General features: G+C 33.8%; 21 protein-coding genes. 6 read left to right on the forward strand and 15 right to left on the reverse strand.

Annotated elements, in window-relative coordinates:
• Positions 1-227: 227 nt before the first annotated feature.
• The 3 genes from AMS59_RS09530 to AMS59_RS09540 form a co-directional block, all read right to left on the reverse strand.
• Positions 228-1,130: a chemotaxis protein gene (locus AMS59_RS09530; RefSeq protein WP_053483497.1), complete on the reverse strand. Its 903-nt coding sequence runs from the start codon at positions 1,128-1,130 to the stop codon at positions 228-230.
• A gap of 68 nt (positions 1,131-1,198) precedes the next feature.
• Entirely contained in the window at positions 1,199-2,521 is a 1,323-nt protein-coding gene (locus AMS59_RS09535; RefSeq protein ID WP_053483498.1) for an MFS transporter, read from the reverse strand.
• Positions 2,522-2,728: 207 nt separating this feature from the next.
• Positions 2,729-3,046: a helix-turn-helix domain-containing protein gene (locus tag AMS59_RS09540; protein WP_053483499.1), complete on the reverse strand. Its 318-nt coding sequence runs from the start codon at positions 3,044-3,046 to the stop codon at positions 2,729-2,731.
• A 158-nt stretch (positions 3,047-3,204) separates the two neighbouring features.
• Between AMS59_RS09540 and AMS59_RS09545 the strand changes: the two genes are divergently transcribed.
• Positions 3,205-3,597, forward strand: coding sequence for a DoxX family protein (locus tag AMS59_RS09545; RefSeq protein ID WP_053483500.1), 393 nt, complete (start codon positions 3,205-3,207; stop codon positions 3,595-3,597).
• A 127-nt stretch (positions 3,598-3,724) separates the two neighbouring features.
• Here AMS59_RS09545 and AMS59_RS09550 read toward each other — a convergent pair whose 3' ends face one another.
• The 3 genes from AMS59_RS09550 to AMS59_RS09555 all read right to left on the reverse strand — a co-directional run bounded on the left by AMS59_RS09550 (position 3,725) and on the right by AMS59_RS09555 (position 5,373).
• Entirely contained in the window at positions 3,725-4,591 is an 867-nt protein-coding gene (locus tag AMS59_RS09550; protein ID WP_053483501.1) for an NAD(P)-dependent oxidoreductase, read from the reverse strand.
• 325 nt (positions 4,592-4,916) lie between these two features.
• Complete coding sequence (locus AMS59_RS24140; protein WP_082337441.1) at positions 4,917-5,093, reverse strand: aspartyl-phosphate phosphatase Spo0E family protein; 177 nt, start codon at positions 5,091-5,093, stop codon at positions 4,917-4,919.
• Positions 5,094-5,184: 91 nt separating this feature from the next.
• The gene (locus tag AMS59_RS09555; protein ID WP_053483502.1) at positions 5,185-5,373 is read right to left on the reverse strand and encodes a hypothetical protein; all 189 of its coding nucleotides are present in this window, start codon (positions 5,371-5,373) and stop codon (positions 5,185-5,187) included.
• Between the two features lie 124 nt (positions 5,374-5,497).
• Here AMS59_RS09555 and AMS59_RS09560 point away from each other — a divergent pair, with 124 nt between their 5' ends.
• The 3 genes from AMS59_RS09560 (at position 5,498) to AMS59_RS09570 (ending at position 7,155) form a co-directional block, all read left to right on the forward strand.
• Positions 5,498-5,686 carry a DUF2187 family protein gene (locus tag AMS59_RS09560; protein WP_053483503.1) on the forward strand — a complete coding sequence of 63 codons (189 nt, stop codon included), beginning with the start codon at positions 5,498-5,500 and terminating at the stop codon, positions 5,684-5,686.
• 81 nt (positions 5,687-5,767) lie between these two features.
• Complete coding sequence (locus tag AMS59_RS09565; protein WP_053483504.1) at positions 5,768-6,382, forward strand: CPBP family intramembrane glutamic endopeptidase; 615 nt, start codon at positions 5,768-5,770, stop codon at positions 6,380-6,382.
• 62 nt (positions 6,383-6,444) lie between these two features.
• Positions 6,445-7,155 carry a hypothetical protein gene (locus AMS59_RS09570; RefSeq protein WP_053483505.1) on the forward strand — a complete coding sequence of 237 codons (711 nt, stop codon included), beginning with the start codon at positions 6,445-6,447 and terminating at the stop codon, positions 7,153-7,155.
• A 448-nt stretch (positions 7,156-7,603) separates the two neighbouring features.
• On the opposite strand, the gene AMS59_RS09575 is transcribed toward AMS59_RS09570, so the two are convergent.
• From AMS59_RS09575 to AMS59_RS09600, 7 genes are all read right to left on the reverse strand, one after another.
• Complete coding sequence (locus AMS59_RS09575) at positions 7,604-8,557, reverse strand: hypothetical protein (protein ID WP_053483506.1); 954 nt, start codon at positions 8,555-8,557, stop codon at positions 7,604-7,606.
• Positions 8,558-8,785: 228 nt separating this feature from the next.
• Complete coding sequence (locus AMS59_RS25790; protein WP_169786300.1) at positions 8,786-8,941, reverse strand: hypothetical protein; 156 nt, start codon at positions 8,939-8,941, stop codon at positions 8,786-8,788.
• 160 nt (positions 8,942-9,101) lie between these two features.
• Positions 9,102-9,827: a hypothetical protein gene (locus tag AMS59_RS09580; RefSeq protein WP_053483507.1), complete on the reverse strand. Its 726-nt coding sequence runs from the start codon at positions 9,825-9,827 to the stop codon at positions 9,102-9,104.
• Positions 9,828-10,062: 235 nt separating this feature from the next.
• A complete protein-coding gene (locus tag AMS59_RS09585; RefSeq protein WP_053483508.1) occupies positions 10,063-10,461 on the reverse strand; it encodes a YxiJ family protein in 399 nt (132 codons plus the stop codon).
• A gap of 253 nt (positions 10,462-10,714) precedes the next feature.
• Positions 10,715-12,487 (reverse strand): group II intron reverse transcriptase/maturase, encoded by a 1,773-nt coding sequence (gene ltrA, locus AMS59_RS09590; RefSeq protein WP_053483643.1) that lies wholly within the window; start codon positions 12,485-12,487, stop codon positions 10,715-10,717.
• 708 nt (positions 12,488-13,195) lie between these two features.
• Complete coding sequence (locus tag AMS59_RS09595) at positions 13,196-14,050, reverse strand: aminoglycoside phosphotransferase family protein (RefSeq protein WP_053483509.1); 855 nt, start codon at positions 14,048-14,050, stop codon at positions 13,196-13,198.
• A gap of 387 nt (positions 14,051-14,437) precedes the next feature.
• The gene (locus tag AMS59_RS09600; protein ID WP_053483510.1) at positions 14,438-14,740 is read right to left on the reverse strand and encodes a hypothetical protein; all 303 of its coding nucleotides are present in this window, start codon (positions 14,738-14,740) and stop codon (positions 14,438-14,440) included.
• A 271-nt stretch (positions 14,741-15,011) separates the two neighbouring features.
• Between AMS59_RS09600 and AMS59_RS09605 the strand changes: the two genes are divergently transcribed.
• Positions 15,012-15,473 carry a nucleoside deaminase gene (locus AMS59_RS09605; RefSeq protein ID WP_053483511.1) on the forward strand — a complete coding sequence of 154 codons (462 nt, stop codon included), beginning with the start codon at positions 15,012-15,014 and terminating at the stop codon, positions 15,471-15,473.
• Positions 15,474-15,714: 241 nt separating this feature from the next.
• A complete protein-coding gene (gene xerA / locus AMS59_RS09610) occupies positions 15,715-16,554 on the forward strand; it encodes a site-specific tyrosine recombinase/integron integrase (protein ID WP_053483512.1) in 840 nt (279 codons plus the stop codon).
• Between the two features lie 145 nt (positions 16,555-16,699).
• Here xerA and AMS59_RS09615 read toward each other — a convergent pair whose 3' ends face one another.
• On the reverse strand, positions 16,700-17,200 hold the full coding sequence (locus tag AMS59_RS09615) for a DinB family protein (RefSeq protein ID WP_053483513.1): 501 nt from the start codon (positions 17,198-17,200) through the stop codon (positions 16,700-16,702).
• A gap of 77 nt (positions 17,201-17,277) precedes the next feature.
• On the reverse strand, positions 17,278-18,192 hold the full coding sequence (locus AMS59_RS09620) for a YafY family protein (RefSeq protein ID WP_053483514.1): 915 nt from the start codon (positions 18,190-18,192) through the stop codon (positions 17,278-17,280).
• Positions 18,193-18,202 lie beyond the last annotated feature (10 nt).

An 18,202-nucleotide genomic window follows, 5' to 3' on the forward strand; every position in this document is an offset into this window, starting at 1 on the left:
TTTCGGGTAGAAGTGTTAGGATACTCACCTTCATGTCAAAATTGTATAGATAACCTAACAAATAGAATCTTATTATTTTGTTCCTAGCATCATTTATCTATACAAAAAAGCCGAAGCCTAAAAGAGGCATCCGACTTTCTTTAAATTATTATTATACTTTCAGGATACCCATTATTAATATTGTGAAGTACCTTTTCAACCTTATCTCTATTGTTCAAAGCTTTATTTTATAAGATAAGTTGGTCTATTCGTAAAATAAGCTCCGCAATTTCTGGCTTACTAATTTGATCCTCTGCACCTACTTGGTCACCTTTATGACGAAGATCATCCGTAATTAAGCTTGAGAAAATAATGACAGGAAGCTTTTGGAGGTCTGGATGCTCCTTTATTTTACGCGTTAAATGATGCCCATCCATTTGTGGCATTTCAATGTCCGTCACAACTAATTGAACATGCTCGGATACATCGCCACCACCTTTGACGACAGATTCGAGGTATTCATAAGCATCACGGCCATTTTCAAAGAATTCAACATTCTCATAACCTGCTTCATTCATAGTATCGAATAAGAGTTTACGTAGTAATGGTGAATCTTCTGCAATTAAAATTCGTTTTTCAGAGCGATCACGTTTACCAAGCTTTTTAACAGATTCTATACTAATACCAGAATCTGGATTGATATCTACCATAATTCTTTCGAAATCAAGCAATAAAATCATCTGCTCATTTTGCTTAATAACACCAATTACTTGTGATGTTCCTCCCTGATACATATCAGAAGGTTTCTCGATTTGATTCCATGAAATACGGTGAATCTGCGTTACATTATCTACATGGAATACTACGCGCTGTTTATTAAACTCAGCTACAATATATTTTTGCTGAGGACTACGCTCTGCATTTTGAATACCTAATACTCGGAGCATATCAACTACAGGTAAAACTTCACCTCGTAATTGTATAATCCCTTCTACATGCGGGTGCGCGTGTGGAATAAATGTAACTGGAATCGGTTGAATAATTTCTTTCACTTTAATAACGTTAATACCGAATTTATTGTTAGCTACTTCAAATTCAACAATTTCTAGCTCATTTGTGCCACTTTCTAATAATATACCTTTATGTTCCAAAGCAACCCCGCTCCTTTCTTTCCATCTTCTATTTATAATTCAATTGTATCATAGGCAAGACATTTCTCCTACTTGCTTTTCCCATTTTTTTCATTGACTTTTAGATGCACCAATAGGCCAATTACCGTCATCACAATTAATGTCGATAGCGCAACACGACTTGCTAGCGTTCCATAATCTTTCATCCATAATGTGACCGTTCCATAGACTGCTGGCCCAATAATTGAGGATACTTTACCCGAAAATGCAAATAAGCCAAAAAACTGACCTCGTTTTTCTTCTGGAGACAATTCAATGATGTATGTTCTAGATGTTACCCACATCGATCCTAGTGATATGCCGAACATACTACCTGCAAGCCAGAACATCCATTGCTCTGTCGCAAAGACAGCAAATGCTAAAGCAACAATCATTAATATCGCCACCACGGTTATCGCACGTTTGGCTCCAATTGCTTTTGTAATATAACCAAATGCAAAAGAGCCAATAATAGTTGAAACAGTAGACACTAAATAAAGCACGATAAATTGACCCGAAGTGAAGCCTACAATCGTTGTTGCATATACAGCCATCATTGCAATGGTTGTTGCAATGGCATCATTTAAAAAGAAATAAGCAATCATAAAGGTGAAAATAGCTTTATATTGCTTCATGTCCTTAAAGGTTTGAATAATTTCCTTATAGCCATCTAGAAATTTAATAGGCTTGCGCTGAGACATTGGAATCGGTGTATCTTTATTAATAAAAAATAATGGCAAAGAAAATAATAAATATAAAATTGCCGTTGGTATAAATGCTCGATGGAAATCGCTGTTCCCTACATACAAATAAACAAGTAGCCCCAAAATTGTACCAAGATAACCAATCGCTACCCCATAGCCAGAAATAAGGGGCATTTCCTCTTTTGTCCCTAAATCACCCATCATTGAATCATAGAATACTAGACTCGAATTAAAGAAAAATTTTGCGATGATAAAACTAGCCACAACTAAAAATAAAGTAAGTGGCACACCTGCATAATTTGTTGACGTTTGTAGATTCGCAAGAACACCCATCATAAAGGTGAAGAAGATGGAGATAGATGCAAACCACACTATAAATCTCTTTTTATAGCCCGTATTATCAATCCATACACCAAAAAGTGGTGAAAAAACGACGAGGAAAAAGCTAGCAATAGCATTTGCATAAGAAATAAACGTGCTTGCCACCTGCTGCATTACCTCATTCGTCCCTAAAACCTCATCCATATAAAACGGGAAAAATATAGTATTAATATTTGAAGAAAATATCGTATTCGCAAAATCATAAAATGCCCACGATAAAATTGGCAGTGATAAATAAAGAGCTAACTGACTCCGATGCTGTACGTCTACTACTGAATTCCGCTTCATAAAACCCCTCCTCCCCATCTCTATATTATTAAATAAATTCACTCATGTAATAAAAAATACCTTTTATTTATAGAAAATTAACACTATTTACAATATACATTTATTTCGATTTAACCTAACACTCTAGAATGAACAAATCTTCTCCTTATTTGCGAGCTACTCATAATAAAAAAAGTATCCAAGCCCCCTCGCTTAGATACCTTTGCACTATTCTTCTATATTCACCCACGTAGAAGACCATTGTTCAATTGCTTTAAGGGCCGGTGCAAGTGCATGTCCTTTTTCTGTCAGCTCATATTCAATCATTACGGGTGTTGATGGAATAACTGTGCGATTCACAATGTTCTCAATCTCTAGTTCTTTTAATCTCTCCGCTAACACACGACTGCTAATACCCACCTGATTTTTAATTGTTGAGTATCGTTGAGGACCTTCTAATAACTGATAAATAAGCAGGGTGTTCCAGCTATGATTTAATATTTTTAGCGCCTTTTCAAATCGTGGACAAATTTTTTGTTGATCCAATTTGCCTGCCTCCCAAGGATTTTTTTCTTATATAAGAGTATATCATTTTTGTCAAAAATCAGTATCAAAAATAAAATTTAGTTACTTGACAAAAGTTGTTTTTAAAAATAAACTAAGTTACGAAATGTAAGTTAAAAACAAAAGGAGTTTATTACACTATGCAAAATATCGGTTCAACTATTTTACGCGTGGTGCTTGGCATTATTTTTGCAGCTCACGGATTTCAAAAGTTTCAGGGTGGTATAGGCTTTACAGCTGATTATTTTGATGCCATTGGTATTCCAGGCTTTATGGCTTATATTGTTGCTATTATAGAACTAGTCGGTGGTGTAGCAATTATTTTAGGCTTAGGCACAAGACTTTTCGGCGCTTTATTGACAGTGACAATGATTGTTGCCATTTTCACAGCGAAGCTTAGCGTTGGCTTTATCGGTGAAAACGGCTTAGCTGGGTATGAATTTGATTTGGCTTTAGCTGCAATTGCTTTATACTTTGCACTTGTAGGAGCATCTAGTCTTTCTTTAGACGCAAAACTTTTTGATAAAGAGTGATGCTTCCAAGTTTACTATTTTCTGTGTGTTAGTAAGCTACTTAATATATGAAAGCCCGAAGTATCCATCATTGATGATACTTCGGGCTTCCTAAAAATTTTTTCTATAGTCAGTGTTATTTTAACCTTTATTGATAAGCCTTTAAAAGCGCCTGCGTACCGTTTTCACCATAGCCCTCTTCCATTAGCTTTTCATACATATCATAAGCAAGTGCTAGACCTGGTAAAGTAATCCCCATTTTTTTCGATTCGTCTAATGCAATTTTCATATCCTTTACAAAATGCTTGATATAAAAACCTGGTGCGTAATCTTCTTTTATCATACGGGGTGCTAAATTACTTAACGACCAAGAGCCAGCTGCACCAGATGAGATAGATTGCAATACTGTTGGTAAATCAAGTCCAGCCTTTAAGCCGTAAGCCAGTGACTCACACACACCAATCATGCCAGAAGCAATAACAATCTGATTACACATTTTAGCATGCTGTCCTGCACCAGCTTCACCTTGATAAACAATATTTTCACCAAAATGTTTCATGACTGATAAAATTTTATTGAATGTAACTTGGCTACCTCCAACCATAATTGATAATGTTCCGTTTTGAGCACCGATATCTCCTCCAGAAACTGGTGCATCTAGCGCTTCTACTCCAAGCTTTTGTGCGTGCTCAAAAATTTTCTTAGCCAATGTTGGCTCGGAAGTGGTCATATCAATAACGATATTGCCGGATTCAGCTGTTTGAAATAAACCGTTATCTCCAAAATAAACTTCCTCTACATCTGCAGGGTATCCAACCATCGTAAAGGCAATTTCCTTATTTTTAAATGCTTCTGCTGGCGTACTTGCCCAAGCTGCACCTAACGCCAAAAGCGGCTCCGCTTTCTCCTTTGTGCGTGTATAAACTGTTACCTCATGACCATTTTTTATTAAATGCTTGATAATACTAGCACCCATAACGCCTGTGCCGATAAATGCAATACGCTCTTTTCCCATATGTACTTACTCCTTCGTATCAAGGCTATCGATCAATTTTTCACAATATTAACCAACCACTAGCACTAATTTTCCTCTTTCAGTGTAGTTGAATAAGTGCGATAATTCAAACTTTTATTATTAGCTTGTACTAAAAGCATTATGTGCTGCATATATACGAGTAAATCAATTTCGCCAGCAAAAAAAAAAGAGAGCAGTTGATGGGGTATCACTGCTCTAAGGGGGAAATGAGAATGTTGCTGTGTTCATAATAAAGTATTCCCCACCAAATGCTTTTTAAACATATTATTTAAAAAGTTTATATTGTGAATACTGGAACATTCTTTCAATCATCTTGATCTTCTTCTTCTTCAAATGCTGTCTGTCTATAATAAGTATTCATTAACTGATCTAATCTGCGACTCAGTTGAATGGTTTTCGCATTTTGCAACCCGTTCTCTACACCTGAGCGAATCATCATCTCACGAGTTTGTTCCATTTGTTTCAAGAGTAGATTGACCATTCATACAACCTCCACACACAAATAATCATACCATTATTATACATTTATATTTCATTTCTTACAGCATTAACTTACGACAATGTTCGACAAATCAGCTTCTAGGAACTTCCTGATAAGTATAGATTATGCGCCCATTTTGTTTGGCCTCACCTCTAAAATGTTTAAATAAAGGATGTTTTACAAGTACTTCTCGAAACTCATAAAATTGTTCCTTCTCTATTTCTATACATTCTAATTCCCCATTTTGTAATTGTTTAAGCATATTTTCGTATTTTTCCATTTATTTTATTCCTCTCTTTTTTACATTTTGTTTACTAAATTATGAATTATTCAAAAAAGGCTTTACGTTTCCCATTTTTTCATGCAAACTGTATATTATTAGTCGATGAAGGAGCTGACTGTCTGTGAAAATAGCTGAAGTTGGAAATATTATCGAGTTTAAAGATGGCCTACAAGGTATAGTTGAAAAAGTAAATGAAAATTCGGTGATCGTTGATTTAACATACATGGAAAATTTCGATTCCCTTGAAATTGAAGAAAAAACGGTCGTCAACCATAAACGTTATAAAATTCTATATACAAATGAAGCTTAATATTCTGAATAGTCCCTATTTGTCTTTATAGATGATAAGGGACTTTTTTTTTGATACTATTAAAAGCATGGAGGTCGAATGATGCTTACAAATTCGAAACAAACAATAATATTGATCCTTTCTTTATTATTCGTTTATGGCATGCTTGCTTTTACCTTTGCTAACCAAGCTGTATTTTGGTACCTATATGCATTTACTTTACTTGTATGTATTGCCATTGCTATTTTGGTTGGTAAAATTGAAGATCAGTTACCTACCTGGAAATTTTTACTTTTCGGTATTGGATACGGTACAATAACATACGGTATTGTACGCTTTGGTTATTGGCTTGCACCATACATTAATAATTCATTAGTTCCATCAGTACAAAAATTTTTAGCAAATTATGGACCACAAAATATTTGGCACTATATTTTCCTCGTATTCATTGTTGCGATCGGTGAAGAGATCTTTTGGCGTGGCTATGTTCAACAACAGCTGAAACGCTTTATGCGTCCTACTTTTGCAGTTATTGTAACTGCGATTTTATGCGCAATCTCCATTGCACTAAGCGGCTTTATGCTTGGTATGATCGCCGCACTTGTAACCGGCCTTATTTGGGGCTTGTTATATGAATGGCGTAAAAGTATGCCACTTGTTATTGTAACTCATGTAGTTTTTGTACTACTATTATTTTTAGTGTTACCTTTAACATGATAACATTAAAATTTGGAAACATTTTGTCTTTACCAACGTTTAATTAAAAAGGAGGGCTTTTCATGCAAAAAAAATTACTTTCAGTACCTGCTTTATTATTAACAGCCGTTCTAGTCGTAGGATGTAATACTTCTGACAAAACAGAGGATTCTGACGCTCAAAAAAATGAGCCATCAAATACATCGACTGAACAACAACAACCATCAACTAAGGATAAAACTGTAGATGAATCGCAAGAAACGCCTACATCAAATGCAACAGCTAAAGACAATACAGACAATACAGACAATACAGACAATTCAACTAAAAAAGAACAAGAAGTTAACTATGTACAAAAAGGTGTAGACAAAACTGAGAAAGCAAAGGAATCAAAAAGTGCTACTCAAGACTACAAAATGCAACAACTACCTGGATTTACACTTTCTCAAGAAGAACCAGGTAAAGACATGTTAGTTTCTAATAAAAATGCTGATGTATTTATGCGTATCGAAGCAATTGATGCATCACAATCAAGTTACGCAGATGCAAAAACATCTATGCAAGATTATATGAATGCTGTTGGTGAAACATCATCTTTAACTTCTGAAGATCTAGCTGCATTTAAGGATATTAAAAACATTGAGGGCTATGTTGTAAATTTTGATACAGAAAAAGTAATCGGCGTTGTTTTTGAAAAGGACGGTTTAATTACAAAACTAACAATTCATGATAACAATGAACTAGATTTGACAGATGCTATGCTTAAAATGGCAGCGACTATTTCTAAAAAATAATGATACAAATAAAAGACTGTAGACAAACTTGTTTGCTCTATAGTCTTTTATTTTGGCTTTTTTCTCAAAGATTGTTGTTTCTGGTTTAGCGATCTTCTTCAACTAAAGTCACCCGTTAGTTGAAGAAAGAAAAAGGCTATGTTAAAAGAAAAGGTTGATTTATAACGTTAAGGAATCCGCTGTATATGCAATATTTTATTCAAAATATGATTCAGTGCAATTTCTTTTGAACAGCATTGAAAGCTTTATTGTATCTAAGTTCAAACGATAGGGCATAAAAATGTGTATATGAATGAAATACAGAAAAACACTTAATACATTGGTATGACAACGTTTTAAGTGTTTTATTTCGTCCCAAAACTTGCGTTTGGGAACGTTATTAGGTTTAGTTATGTATACGTTATAAATCTTTGTTGCACTAAATCCCCTGTTAAAGAACTTAACTTTGTTAAATTCTTTCTAATTGGTTCAATGGAGCATCACATACACTAACAAAAACATCCCCTTCAAAAATTCTTCCATCAGATGTTGTTACCACTATTGTATGGTCACCAGAAGAAGCAGCTGATTGGACCCATGTAGTAGAACCATTAGCCACTAAATTATAAGTTTGCGTGTGACCACTCTGTTGAATTTGCACGGTTACATTTGTCCCTGTATTGTTTGTAACATGAAATTTATAGTCCTTCGAATCTGATGGTTGCGCCCAAGACATTTTATAGATACCATTTCCTTTAAAAATATCTGTACTAGAAATAATTAAATGGTTTGCTGTTCCTTGAAAATCTTCAACAACATCACTGATTACGGCATCTGATTCAATAGTACTTTCATCAATATGCTCTATCACCTGGATTTCATAGGAAATATCTTTGTTTGGTAGTTCAGCGCTCTTGGAAGCTAATACATCTTCTAGCTCCTTTTTTATATTTTCGCTAGATCGTTCACTGGACTTAGGAATTGATATTTTTAGTATCGGTTTAGGTTCTATTGAAGGGGCGTAAATGTCCACATCGTGATAATTATTTTCTTGTAAATAATCAGATACAATATCTGAAACCTCCATCATAAAACTCTCTGTCTCAACTTCGTGTAAACTTCTTTTAGTAATTTCAAAGTTGTATTGATTCAAATCTGTTTTATTTACATTTTCCTCTAAATACTTTATCAATTGTGATTCACTTTTAGTTTCATCCATTTCAATAAAAATTGTTGAATCTGGGGTTACTTGAAAACTAAATAAACCAAATTCATCCCACTTATTATCAAGGACTGATGCAATACGGTCCCATTGTTTCTCATCATTATTATTAGAAGAGAAACTATCATTTTTGTCGATGTCTATATTAATTACTAAGACGACTACAACAACTATTATGAAAACAGAAATAAAATTTCTCACTACATTTCCTCCCCTCCGAATCTATTTTACCAAATTAATCCACACTTTTATTGAACTATTCTGCTCACGTTAGTTGAATATAAAAAGTCCCCAAAGCGTGGTTTGGGGAGCCTTCCTCGTAGAGTCACCAAAGTCTTATTTGGGAACGTTTATTATATTTATTTTGTATACTTTATAAATATTGTTGCAATAAAACACAGGTTAATTTATTGACTCTAATTTTTATGTCTATTCTTTACAAAAATCTACAAATTTTTTTGCCTGTATTAAGGACATACCTGTTTGCTCTCTCAAAAACTTCACCGCTTTAATTTCACCGACTGACTTTATTTTCTCTTTTACTAAGGCAATCAGTTCCTCATTATAGATTTTAGTATAATCCATTTTTTCGCCTCCTCGTGTAATTAAAGTTTAACATTACCAAAGCGTCGTTTGGAAAGCTTTTATGGTAGGGTCACCAAAGTCTTATTTCGGAACTTTATTGAGTTTTAAATAAATATACGTAAATATTTATACATCAATTAAATTTGTTTTCTATATTTTATTATTGCTTTTCTAATATCCTTTTTGAATGCTCCATTTCCATATTATATATTTTGTAAAATTCCTCTCTCTTCATTTCTTCTAGAGGGGTTGAATAATACTTCCAAATGCCTCTTGACGTGCCCATCACACGCTGGCCGCCAATATTCAGTTCATATTCTTCCCCATAACCTGTCGTATAAGCAGTTGTAATAGTTCCATGATTGCTATTAAAACCTTCGACCTCATCCAAATCAGACAAAATATCGACGAGTGTAAAGTTTATTGGATATGTCTGTTGCTCTTCTTTTGCTTTTTGCAGCTCTTTTTCTGCTTGTTTGTACAAGGCTTTTCGGTCTGGTGAAACATCAGAAATATATTGTGTAGATAAATAGTCTTTCATTCGCTCTATACGATCAGATTGTTCATAGTTATTTGAATGCCTCATCATGGCTTCACGCTGTGCTACGCTTTTGATTTGTTCGAGCATCTCTTCATTTGATAACGTTCGCCCGCCTTTTGTAGGAATCCTACTCCAATCTGGTGCGGGAATGGAACTAAATGCTGAATAGCTCCTTACTAAAGGACTTTTTACTTCCTTCATCGAATAGCCCCACAAATCCCCTTTACCTGAAGAACGAATAAATTCGTCTGTTTTAGTAGTTGGCGATGCTGTATTTTTTGTCGTATTTCTCTGATGCATATTTTCAAAAAAATTACTATGTGTTTGTCCAATTTTCCCTATCATTTTCTAACCACCCTTTTTATCTTTGTAATTTTATCGACAAAAAAGGGAGATATTTGAATTTCAAATAGTTGCCAAAGCGTGGTTTGGGGACATACTGATTATGAGCAGCAAAAAACAAACACCTCATTCAATTGAATGGGGTGTTTTACTCCCTAAACTTTCACTTGGGAATGTTTTATTGAATTTTGTTGTATAAATTTCAAGTTCATTTCTAAAAATTCAGATTTATTTTTGTTTATAGATTCTGTCGATTTAATGGACAATGGTTATTTGACAACAGTTGTAATAACAATTTTCTTGTTTGCTCAAAGGTTTTATATTCCTGAAAGAAATGATTATAGTTTGCTATTCGGCCTTCAAAAAATTCATATTGATTATAGTATTCAAAAAAAGACTTATATAGCATGTCAATTTTTCCTTGTGGAATTTGATTTATCTTATCCCCTAAAACATAACTTAACGTTCCAGCTATGTTCACACAGTAATAACGAAAATCTTCATAGAAATCCACCTCATCCGATAAATTCAAAAATTCTGTTCGATAATCTTCACATATTTTATTAATATCTCTAGTAGGAAATGGCTTTTCTAATTCGGTTTTAATTTCAGCTAGTTGTTTTAAAATACCATCCATATTTTCACCCCTATAAGTGTGTCATTCATCTATTTTATCAAATTTGCTTATTAGACAGAGCACAAACCTTCTCAAAGCGTCGTTTGGGAAAGTTTTTGAAATGCTTGTTGATACAGATAGGTAAGCCTTTGAAATTATCGCCAGCTTTTCCCCCTGTTCACACCGTACGTGCGACTTTCATCGCATACGGCGTTCCAACTAATCCAATTTATTCTTTCTATGTCTTAAGCAGACGAGTGCTTTTCTTCCATTATTAGATTATTTCATTGTTACATTTCAGTCGTAAATTATTTACTTTTTCTATTTGCTTATTCGAAAGCTTTACAGCTTTTAAGAGTGTTTTAATTTTTGCCTTGTCTTTCAAATGTATAAGTTGATGTATAGTCTTATTCAAAATTATTAAGTTCGAATAACTATCATCTTTTGAAATGTTAAACGGATTGATATGATGACAATGCCAATCATTAATACCTAATTCTTCACCTAAAATGGCACATTTGCCATACTGGGCAATGAACTTACTGATTCTGTTGTCGTTGTACTCAATAGATCTATTTGGAATGTAGTTTCTCATGATGTAAGAAAGAGTATTTTTATTGATAGCCTTTAAGCTATTATGAATTTTCGCTCTACCTTCGACTGTAAAATTACAAATTATTTGTGAAAAACCTAGTGTCTTTCTCCATCGTTGTGCATGGATAGGGACAAAAACCATGTTCTGTATCTTATACAGTTTAGCCTTGTATCCCTTGTACCTCTTCTGTAAAGTCTTAGTCATCTCATGGAACCTTGCCTCGGTTCTAATATTCTTTAGTTGATTGTATAACGTCTTGCGTAGGTGGAGATTTAACTCATTCAGATTAATTGTAATTTGAGTTGCAGCTGAGTAATAGTTTTGTATTCCCATCACAACGGTATTAAAATTCCAAACTGTCTGAATACAAGGCTTTCTCTTGATTACCCTTATGGCTTCTTTTATCTTTTGGAAAGCATTTGCTTTAGCCTTTTTAGACATATCAGACTTTGCTACATAACCAAATCTGGTCTTACCCTTTCTTATGGCTTTTATTGAAAAGCCTAGAAACTCCGATGAGTTTTTCTTTAAATTAACGACCTTTGATTTTTCTTCACTTGACTCCAAATGAAGCCTTTTTCTCAAGAAGTCTTTCAATGCGTAGTTCATTTTTATTGCGTTTGACCTAGTTCGGCACATTATTTTAAAATCGTCCGCATATCGGACAATGAAGCACTCTTTTAAAGCTGTTTTCTTTAAATGCTGATATTTACTGCCATTAGTGGAGTATGTATATCTGCTTTCAAACTTTTCCCATTGGTTACTAACCCACCAATCCAATTCATTTAATACAATGTTGGATAATAACGGTGACAGAATACCTCCTTGCGGAGTACCTTTTGTAGGAATACCCTCTCCTTCAATCTCTGCTTTTAGTAGCCTAGATATAATAGAGAGGAGTGATTTATCTCTTATGCCTAGAGACCATATTTGTTTTAAAAGCTTACTATGATTAACATTATCAAAGAAACCCTTAATATCTACATCAACACAATGATGAAGCCCAGTCTGATTGATAAGGAACTCAAGTCTAGCTTTGGCATGATGAGTGCTGCGATTCGGTCTAAACCCATAACTATGTTTATGGAATTTTGCTTCACAAATTGGCTCTAAAATTTGCAGTATGGATTGTTGAAAGATTCTATCCCAAATCGTTGGTATCCCTAAAGGTCTAGTTTTATCCTTTCCTTTAGGAATGAGAACCCGTCTTACTGGCTGTGGTTCATACCATTTAAACATAGCTTGAACTCTTGCTATTACATCTTCTACAGTTAAATGCAAGATAGCATTGATTGTTAATTTATCGGTTCCAGCAGTTTTGCTACCTGTATTTCTTTTGATGTTTCGGTAGACTAGACGTATATTGTCTTTAGAACTCATTAATTCTGTTAAGTCATAGAAGTGATGACCACTGACACTTTGAGCATAAAGTGTATCAAAACAATCTTGCATACTATAATACTCATTGTGCCTCAATTTCTTCCGTTTCAATAAGTTGGTGACCCCTTTCGGAGTTAAACCTCTTTTAGTCTCACGAGAACCTTATTAACCGATAAAGAACTGCCTTACTTGGTTGAATAAATCTTTATTAGTCTAGTGGCTATCCCTCCACGTTATCAGCTTACAACGTTGAATTATATCTATTATGGAATGAACTTAGGTGCTTCCTCTAAGCCTGTTAGTATTCATACGCCTGTAACGTATCATGGATTTTCATATTAGTTAGTTTTACTCACCCACAACTAACCTCACAATTTGGTGATATACACATTTCTATGTATCGTGCTTATAGACCCGTACATTCAGAAGTTTGTCAGCTTAACCTTTTATTTTAGGTTCATTCGCATTCTCACCATATTCATTCAACTCAAGCATCATGATTTACACCACCCCCGCGGGTAGGCTTTCGACAGCCGAACTGTTACGGTAAATTCTTACGCCTTTTCACCGAGCTTATAACACTGTAATTCTTACTAAATCAAGTGCTATTCGACTAAGAGAGAACCCTTCTAGGCGTTACCCTATCATTTGATTCTTCGATATAACCCTTCAATTCCGAGAGGAACTGCCTAGCCTTTACCAGATTGATGTAACCATCATCCATTTGAACTAGGAACATTTCGCACAAGTAAAGCACCCCGTTAGTCGAATAAATCGGAATTAAAAAATATCTGATTCAATTGTCCACTTTAAACGTCTAATCCATTCCTGCTTTACATCTTGTTGTGCATTTTTGACTTTATTTAATACATTCCAAACTTTATATACACAATATGCTTTTAGTTTTTCAGGAGATAATTCAATAGGAGTATTTATTTTATACGCTTCAATAAACAAGGAGTTCAATAAAGGAGCATGTTTAGGATAATGAAGTTTAGTAAACCAGCATACCCAACCAATATCTGTTAATGGATTTGCCCATTCAGACCATTCCCAATCTAAGACGGTAAGGCTATTATTGTCTGTATATAAAACATTGTGCATTCCATAATCCCCATGTGTTAATACCCATTCTTCCTTTGTATCGTTGATTTTTATTAATACCCCTTGTGAAATTTGTTTGAGGTTTTCAGGGACAAAATCTAAGTTTAAGTTTAGGTCTTGTAAATTACATTCCTTTATTCCTTTTGAGACAAAATTATATTTCATGGAGTGGGTACTTTTAGAAAGAGACTCCCCTAAACTTTTATACAAATCTTTGGTTCGTTCTAACTCATCGTTGTCTAAAATAGATTGTCCATTTTTACCTTTTCGGTACTCCATTACAACTAACTGAACATTATCTGTTTCAATAAAGTCATAAATTTTCGGAACTACACCTGTTTTTTGAGTGATTTTTAAACAATTGACCTCATTTTTAATATCCTTGTTGAAAGAATTTGCCACTTTAACAACTAAAGGAAGATTCGTTCCATTTAATAAAAATGTTGCATTAGTATATCCCCCAGTTAAACGAACAGGTGTAAAATCACCATATTTATCTTTCAAATACTTTTTCAAAATTTGTTCTATCAAATTAACACTCCCAATCGTTCTTATCCACATATTACTATATAGGTAAAAATAGCCCATCTGAATCATTAAGTTTAACATATCATATTAAACTATCCTGCCCCGTTAGTTCAATAAAAAAGAGCTGCCTATGCAACTCCATGTTCTTCAAGTAAAGCCCCCGTTAGTTTAATAAGTTCTTCAAACTACATATGATATTAATAATTTTGAGGTATTTTTATAAGATAACTATTCATTATTTACTTTCTTAGATAATCTCTTCTTCATTATCATTCCAACTAATTGTGCAGACTGGTTTATCCTTTTCAATAGAAAATGAAGAAGTCATTGGTTTCAGTGAGAAAAGATTCGAAAAGATTTATTTCTAAAAAGCCGAGATATTCGGCTTTTTTATGCTTCAGAAATTCCTATCCCAAAGCTAACTAATAATAAAAATATAGTCAAAATTACAAAACATAGACTATTGACAAAGACACTTAAAATTATAATATTTGTTTTTTTAGTTCTAATTCCCATCACCATTGAAACAATAAATCCAATATCTATTAATGCTAATAGCCATAAACAAATAGTTAGGTATGGTTCATTCACGAAACGACTAATAAAGAAAACTGCAAAAGTAGCTATGACTAATATAAGCGTAAAGATTATTGGCCTCGATTCTTTGCGAATAACTTGAAGATCACTTTCCATCAAAATCACCTCTCTGTATCTTTCATAATTTATTTGCTATACAAATTTATTCAACCCCCTCAGTCTCATTTAATTAGATTATACCAAAATAATCCAAACCCTTATTGAACTATTCTGCCCCGTTAGCTCAACAAGAAACAAGATGCTACCGGTGCACCACCTTGTTTAACTCTTGCACCCGTTAGTCAAATAAGTACCTTATTTTCTATTACACTTTATAATCAAACTGTGTAAGTTTCCGTAATAATGTATTTAACAGGAGGTTTTATTTATGACACAAAAAGATGAACAATTTATGGAAATAGCCATTAAAATGGCTTTAAAAGCTAGAGAAGATGGTAATGAACCATTCGGTGCTATATTGGTAAAAAATAACAAAATTGTGATGTGTGGTGAAAATGAAATAAATAGTAATTGTGATCCTACACACCATGCTGAAATTGGACTTATACGCACATTTTGCTCTGAGAACAATATTTTTGATCTTAGTGAATATACTTTATATACTAGCTGTGAACCTTGCGTAATGTGTACAGGGGCTATGGTATGGTCTAATTTAGGAAAAATAGTCTACAGTGTATCACACGATCAACTAGCAGAAATTGCAGGCAGTAATATAATGATTTCGTGTAAAGAAGTTATTGAAAAAAGCCCAAATAAGCCGATCTTAGTTGAACAAGTTTTAAATGCCGAAGGGCTAAAAGTATTTGAAGGATACACATTTACCCATTAACTTTATAGGAAATATCACTGTTTATCCATGGTATTCAAGTTATTCTGAATATCATGGATATTTTTGTTCTCATTATGTCGAAGTAAGTGTCGAATGAGACCTAAAGACTCCCTTTCATTAATTAATTAATTGATTAATTAATTAAATTAAACTGCACCGTTAGTAAAATCACTCCTTATGTCTAGAATTCTATTAAGTTGTCAATAATCCCTTTTATATTACTATTTTAGGGGGGATGGAATTGTTACTGTCAAAAGCATGGACTTTGTTTGAAGCTGATAAACGAATAGAGGGCTTTTCATCACAAACGCTGAAGGCCTACCGGTTACAGTCTTTTCTATTAATTGGTTATTTTAAGGATATAGAGATGGAATTGCTTGACACCAATCAACTGAAGGAGTATCTTGCTATATCCGGCAAGCACTTAAAACCAGCTAGTCTTGCACACCGTATTCGCTTTATGAAATCATTTTTTCGTTGGTCTCATGAAGAAGGATACCTGAGTAAGAATCCAACTTCCAAAATTAAAGAACCGAAAGTAGGAAAGCGGATACCCAAGTATTTAACCGAACGGGAGATTGAACACCTCCGTGAATCCTGTCATTCCGCAATGGAAAAAGCGATTTTCGAATTCATGTTTTCTACTGGTTGCCGAATTGGAGAAATAGTTGCGTTAGAAAAGAACCATATTAATTGGTCCAATCAATCCGCAATCGTTAGAGGAAAAGGTGATAAGGAAAGGGAGGTTTATTTTAATACGCGTTGTGACATATGGCTTAAACGTTATATTGAAAGCCGTACTGACAATAATCCTGCCATCTTTGTGACAGTAAGGCAGCCACATAAAATGAGTGTTGCCCAAATGCGATACATCATCAAGCGGATATCAAATCGTGCTGAAATCAATAAAGAAATTCATCCACACCAACTTAGACACAGCTATGCAACTCATTTGTTGAACAATGGAGCTCCCATAGAAGTCATACAAAGTCTTATGGGGCATGAGAAAAGCGAAACGACTAGGATCTACGCTCAATTAAGCGGGAGGCTAAGGAAAGAGTATTATCAGAAGTACTTTTAAATGTAAAAGGAGCAAAGTCTTTTAAGACTTTGCTCCACTTAACTAAAGCACCCCGTTAGATGAATTAAAGGACATTTATTATAGAAAGCAACTGAATATTTTATTGGATTCTCATATGAACTATCATTAATTTACACTATTTAACCTAACTCTGATACCAATATAAAAAGAGGTCATTCATTGTTGAAGCGTGCCCCTGTTGTCTTAGCATGGTTGTTATGTTACCTCGATGATAGGTACCATGGTTAGCAACATGAAATAAAATTTCTGAGTATGCAGTCTCTCTAGCACCTGACCAAGGATTATTCAAATTAATTTTTTGTTCTAAATCTTTTTGGCTATTCATCCATTCTTCATACTGTGAAGCTAGTTCTTCGAAAGACTGAATAAATTCATCTACAGAATATAAATTAGTCTTTTCTAATAATGACATAGAAGCTTCCAATGCTTCTTGCATACCAATTCCTTTAAGTACTTGTAACCACATTACATCTACTACATAGATATGGCTAAACGTTTGAGCAATATTTGGATATGAACTATTAGCCTCTTTATATAGGACATTGTTTGGTAATTCTTTTATTCTTTCTAGTAACACCTTATTAGCCCAAAGATGGTACTTATACATATTTTTTGCATGATTCATTTAACATCTACTCCTTTAGCTCTGTTTTTTAAAAGTCGATATCTAGATTATAAAAAAAGATATATGACAGCAGCTTGTCATATATCTTCATAAACTTTTATTATTTTTTTTGCCTCATCTATTAAAATTGATTGCAGTTCCATCGGTTTTACAATTTTAGCACCGCTACCAAAGCTTAAAAGAATCGATTTAAGCCATCCAGCCTGTAGAGGTTGATAAACAGAAATTGTAATTGTCATACTTCCGTCATCGTTAATGGTTTTTGAAGAATTCTGGAATTGATCTAATACTTCTGCTAAAGAATTAGGACTTACCCAGATTACTACATCCTCAAAACCCACCAGATTACGGTTTGAATAAAATGCTTCATCTTTAATTTCGTGATTTTGTAGAAACTTTTCTTGTGTCAGAGTGACATCCATCATACGTGATAATCTAAATTCTCTATAGTTCTGACGTTCTCTACAATAACCATATATATACCAGTTACGGAACTTATAATGAAGGTGAATAGGTTCTACTTCACGAGATGTAAATTCATTTTTATTGCTTACATAATTAAAGTGGATTACCTTTTTTTTATGTATAGCTTTTCGCAGATTCATTAATGAATTGGGTTCTGTTCTATGGCTTTCCAAGTCAACCAATAAAGACTTATTATTACTGTTTGTATCCAGTAATTTTAGCCTATCTATCGTATGTTCAATTTCTTTATCTTTAAAAATATTCGATAAACTACTTAATACTGTAATTAAATTCAGAATGTCATAAGAACCCATTAGGCTTTTATCAAATTTGTATCCCTTTATTATACCGAATCCTCCGTTAGTCCCTTGGTAAGAAACAACTGGTATTCCAGCAGCACAAATAGCTTCGATGTCCCTATAAATTGTCCGTGGTGATACTTGAAATTCATCAGCTAAACTAGAAGCTGACAAAATCTCATTATTTAAGAGCTTGAATATGATTGATATCAAACGTTCTAATTTCAATTCTCATTTC

This window comes from Lysinibacillus sp. FJAT-14745 (genome assembly GCF_001275675.1).
Lineage (GTDB): Bacteria > Bacillota > Bacilli > Bacillales_A > Planococcaceae > Lysinibacillus.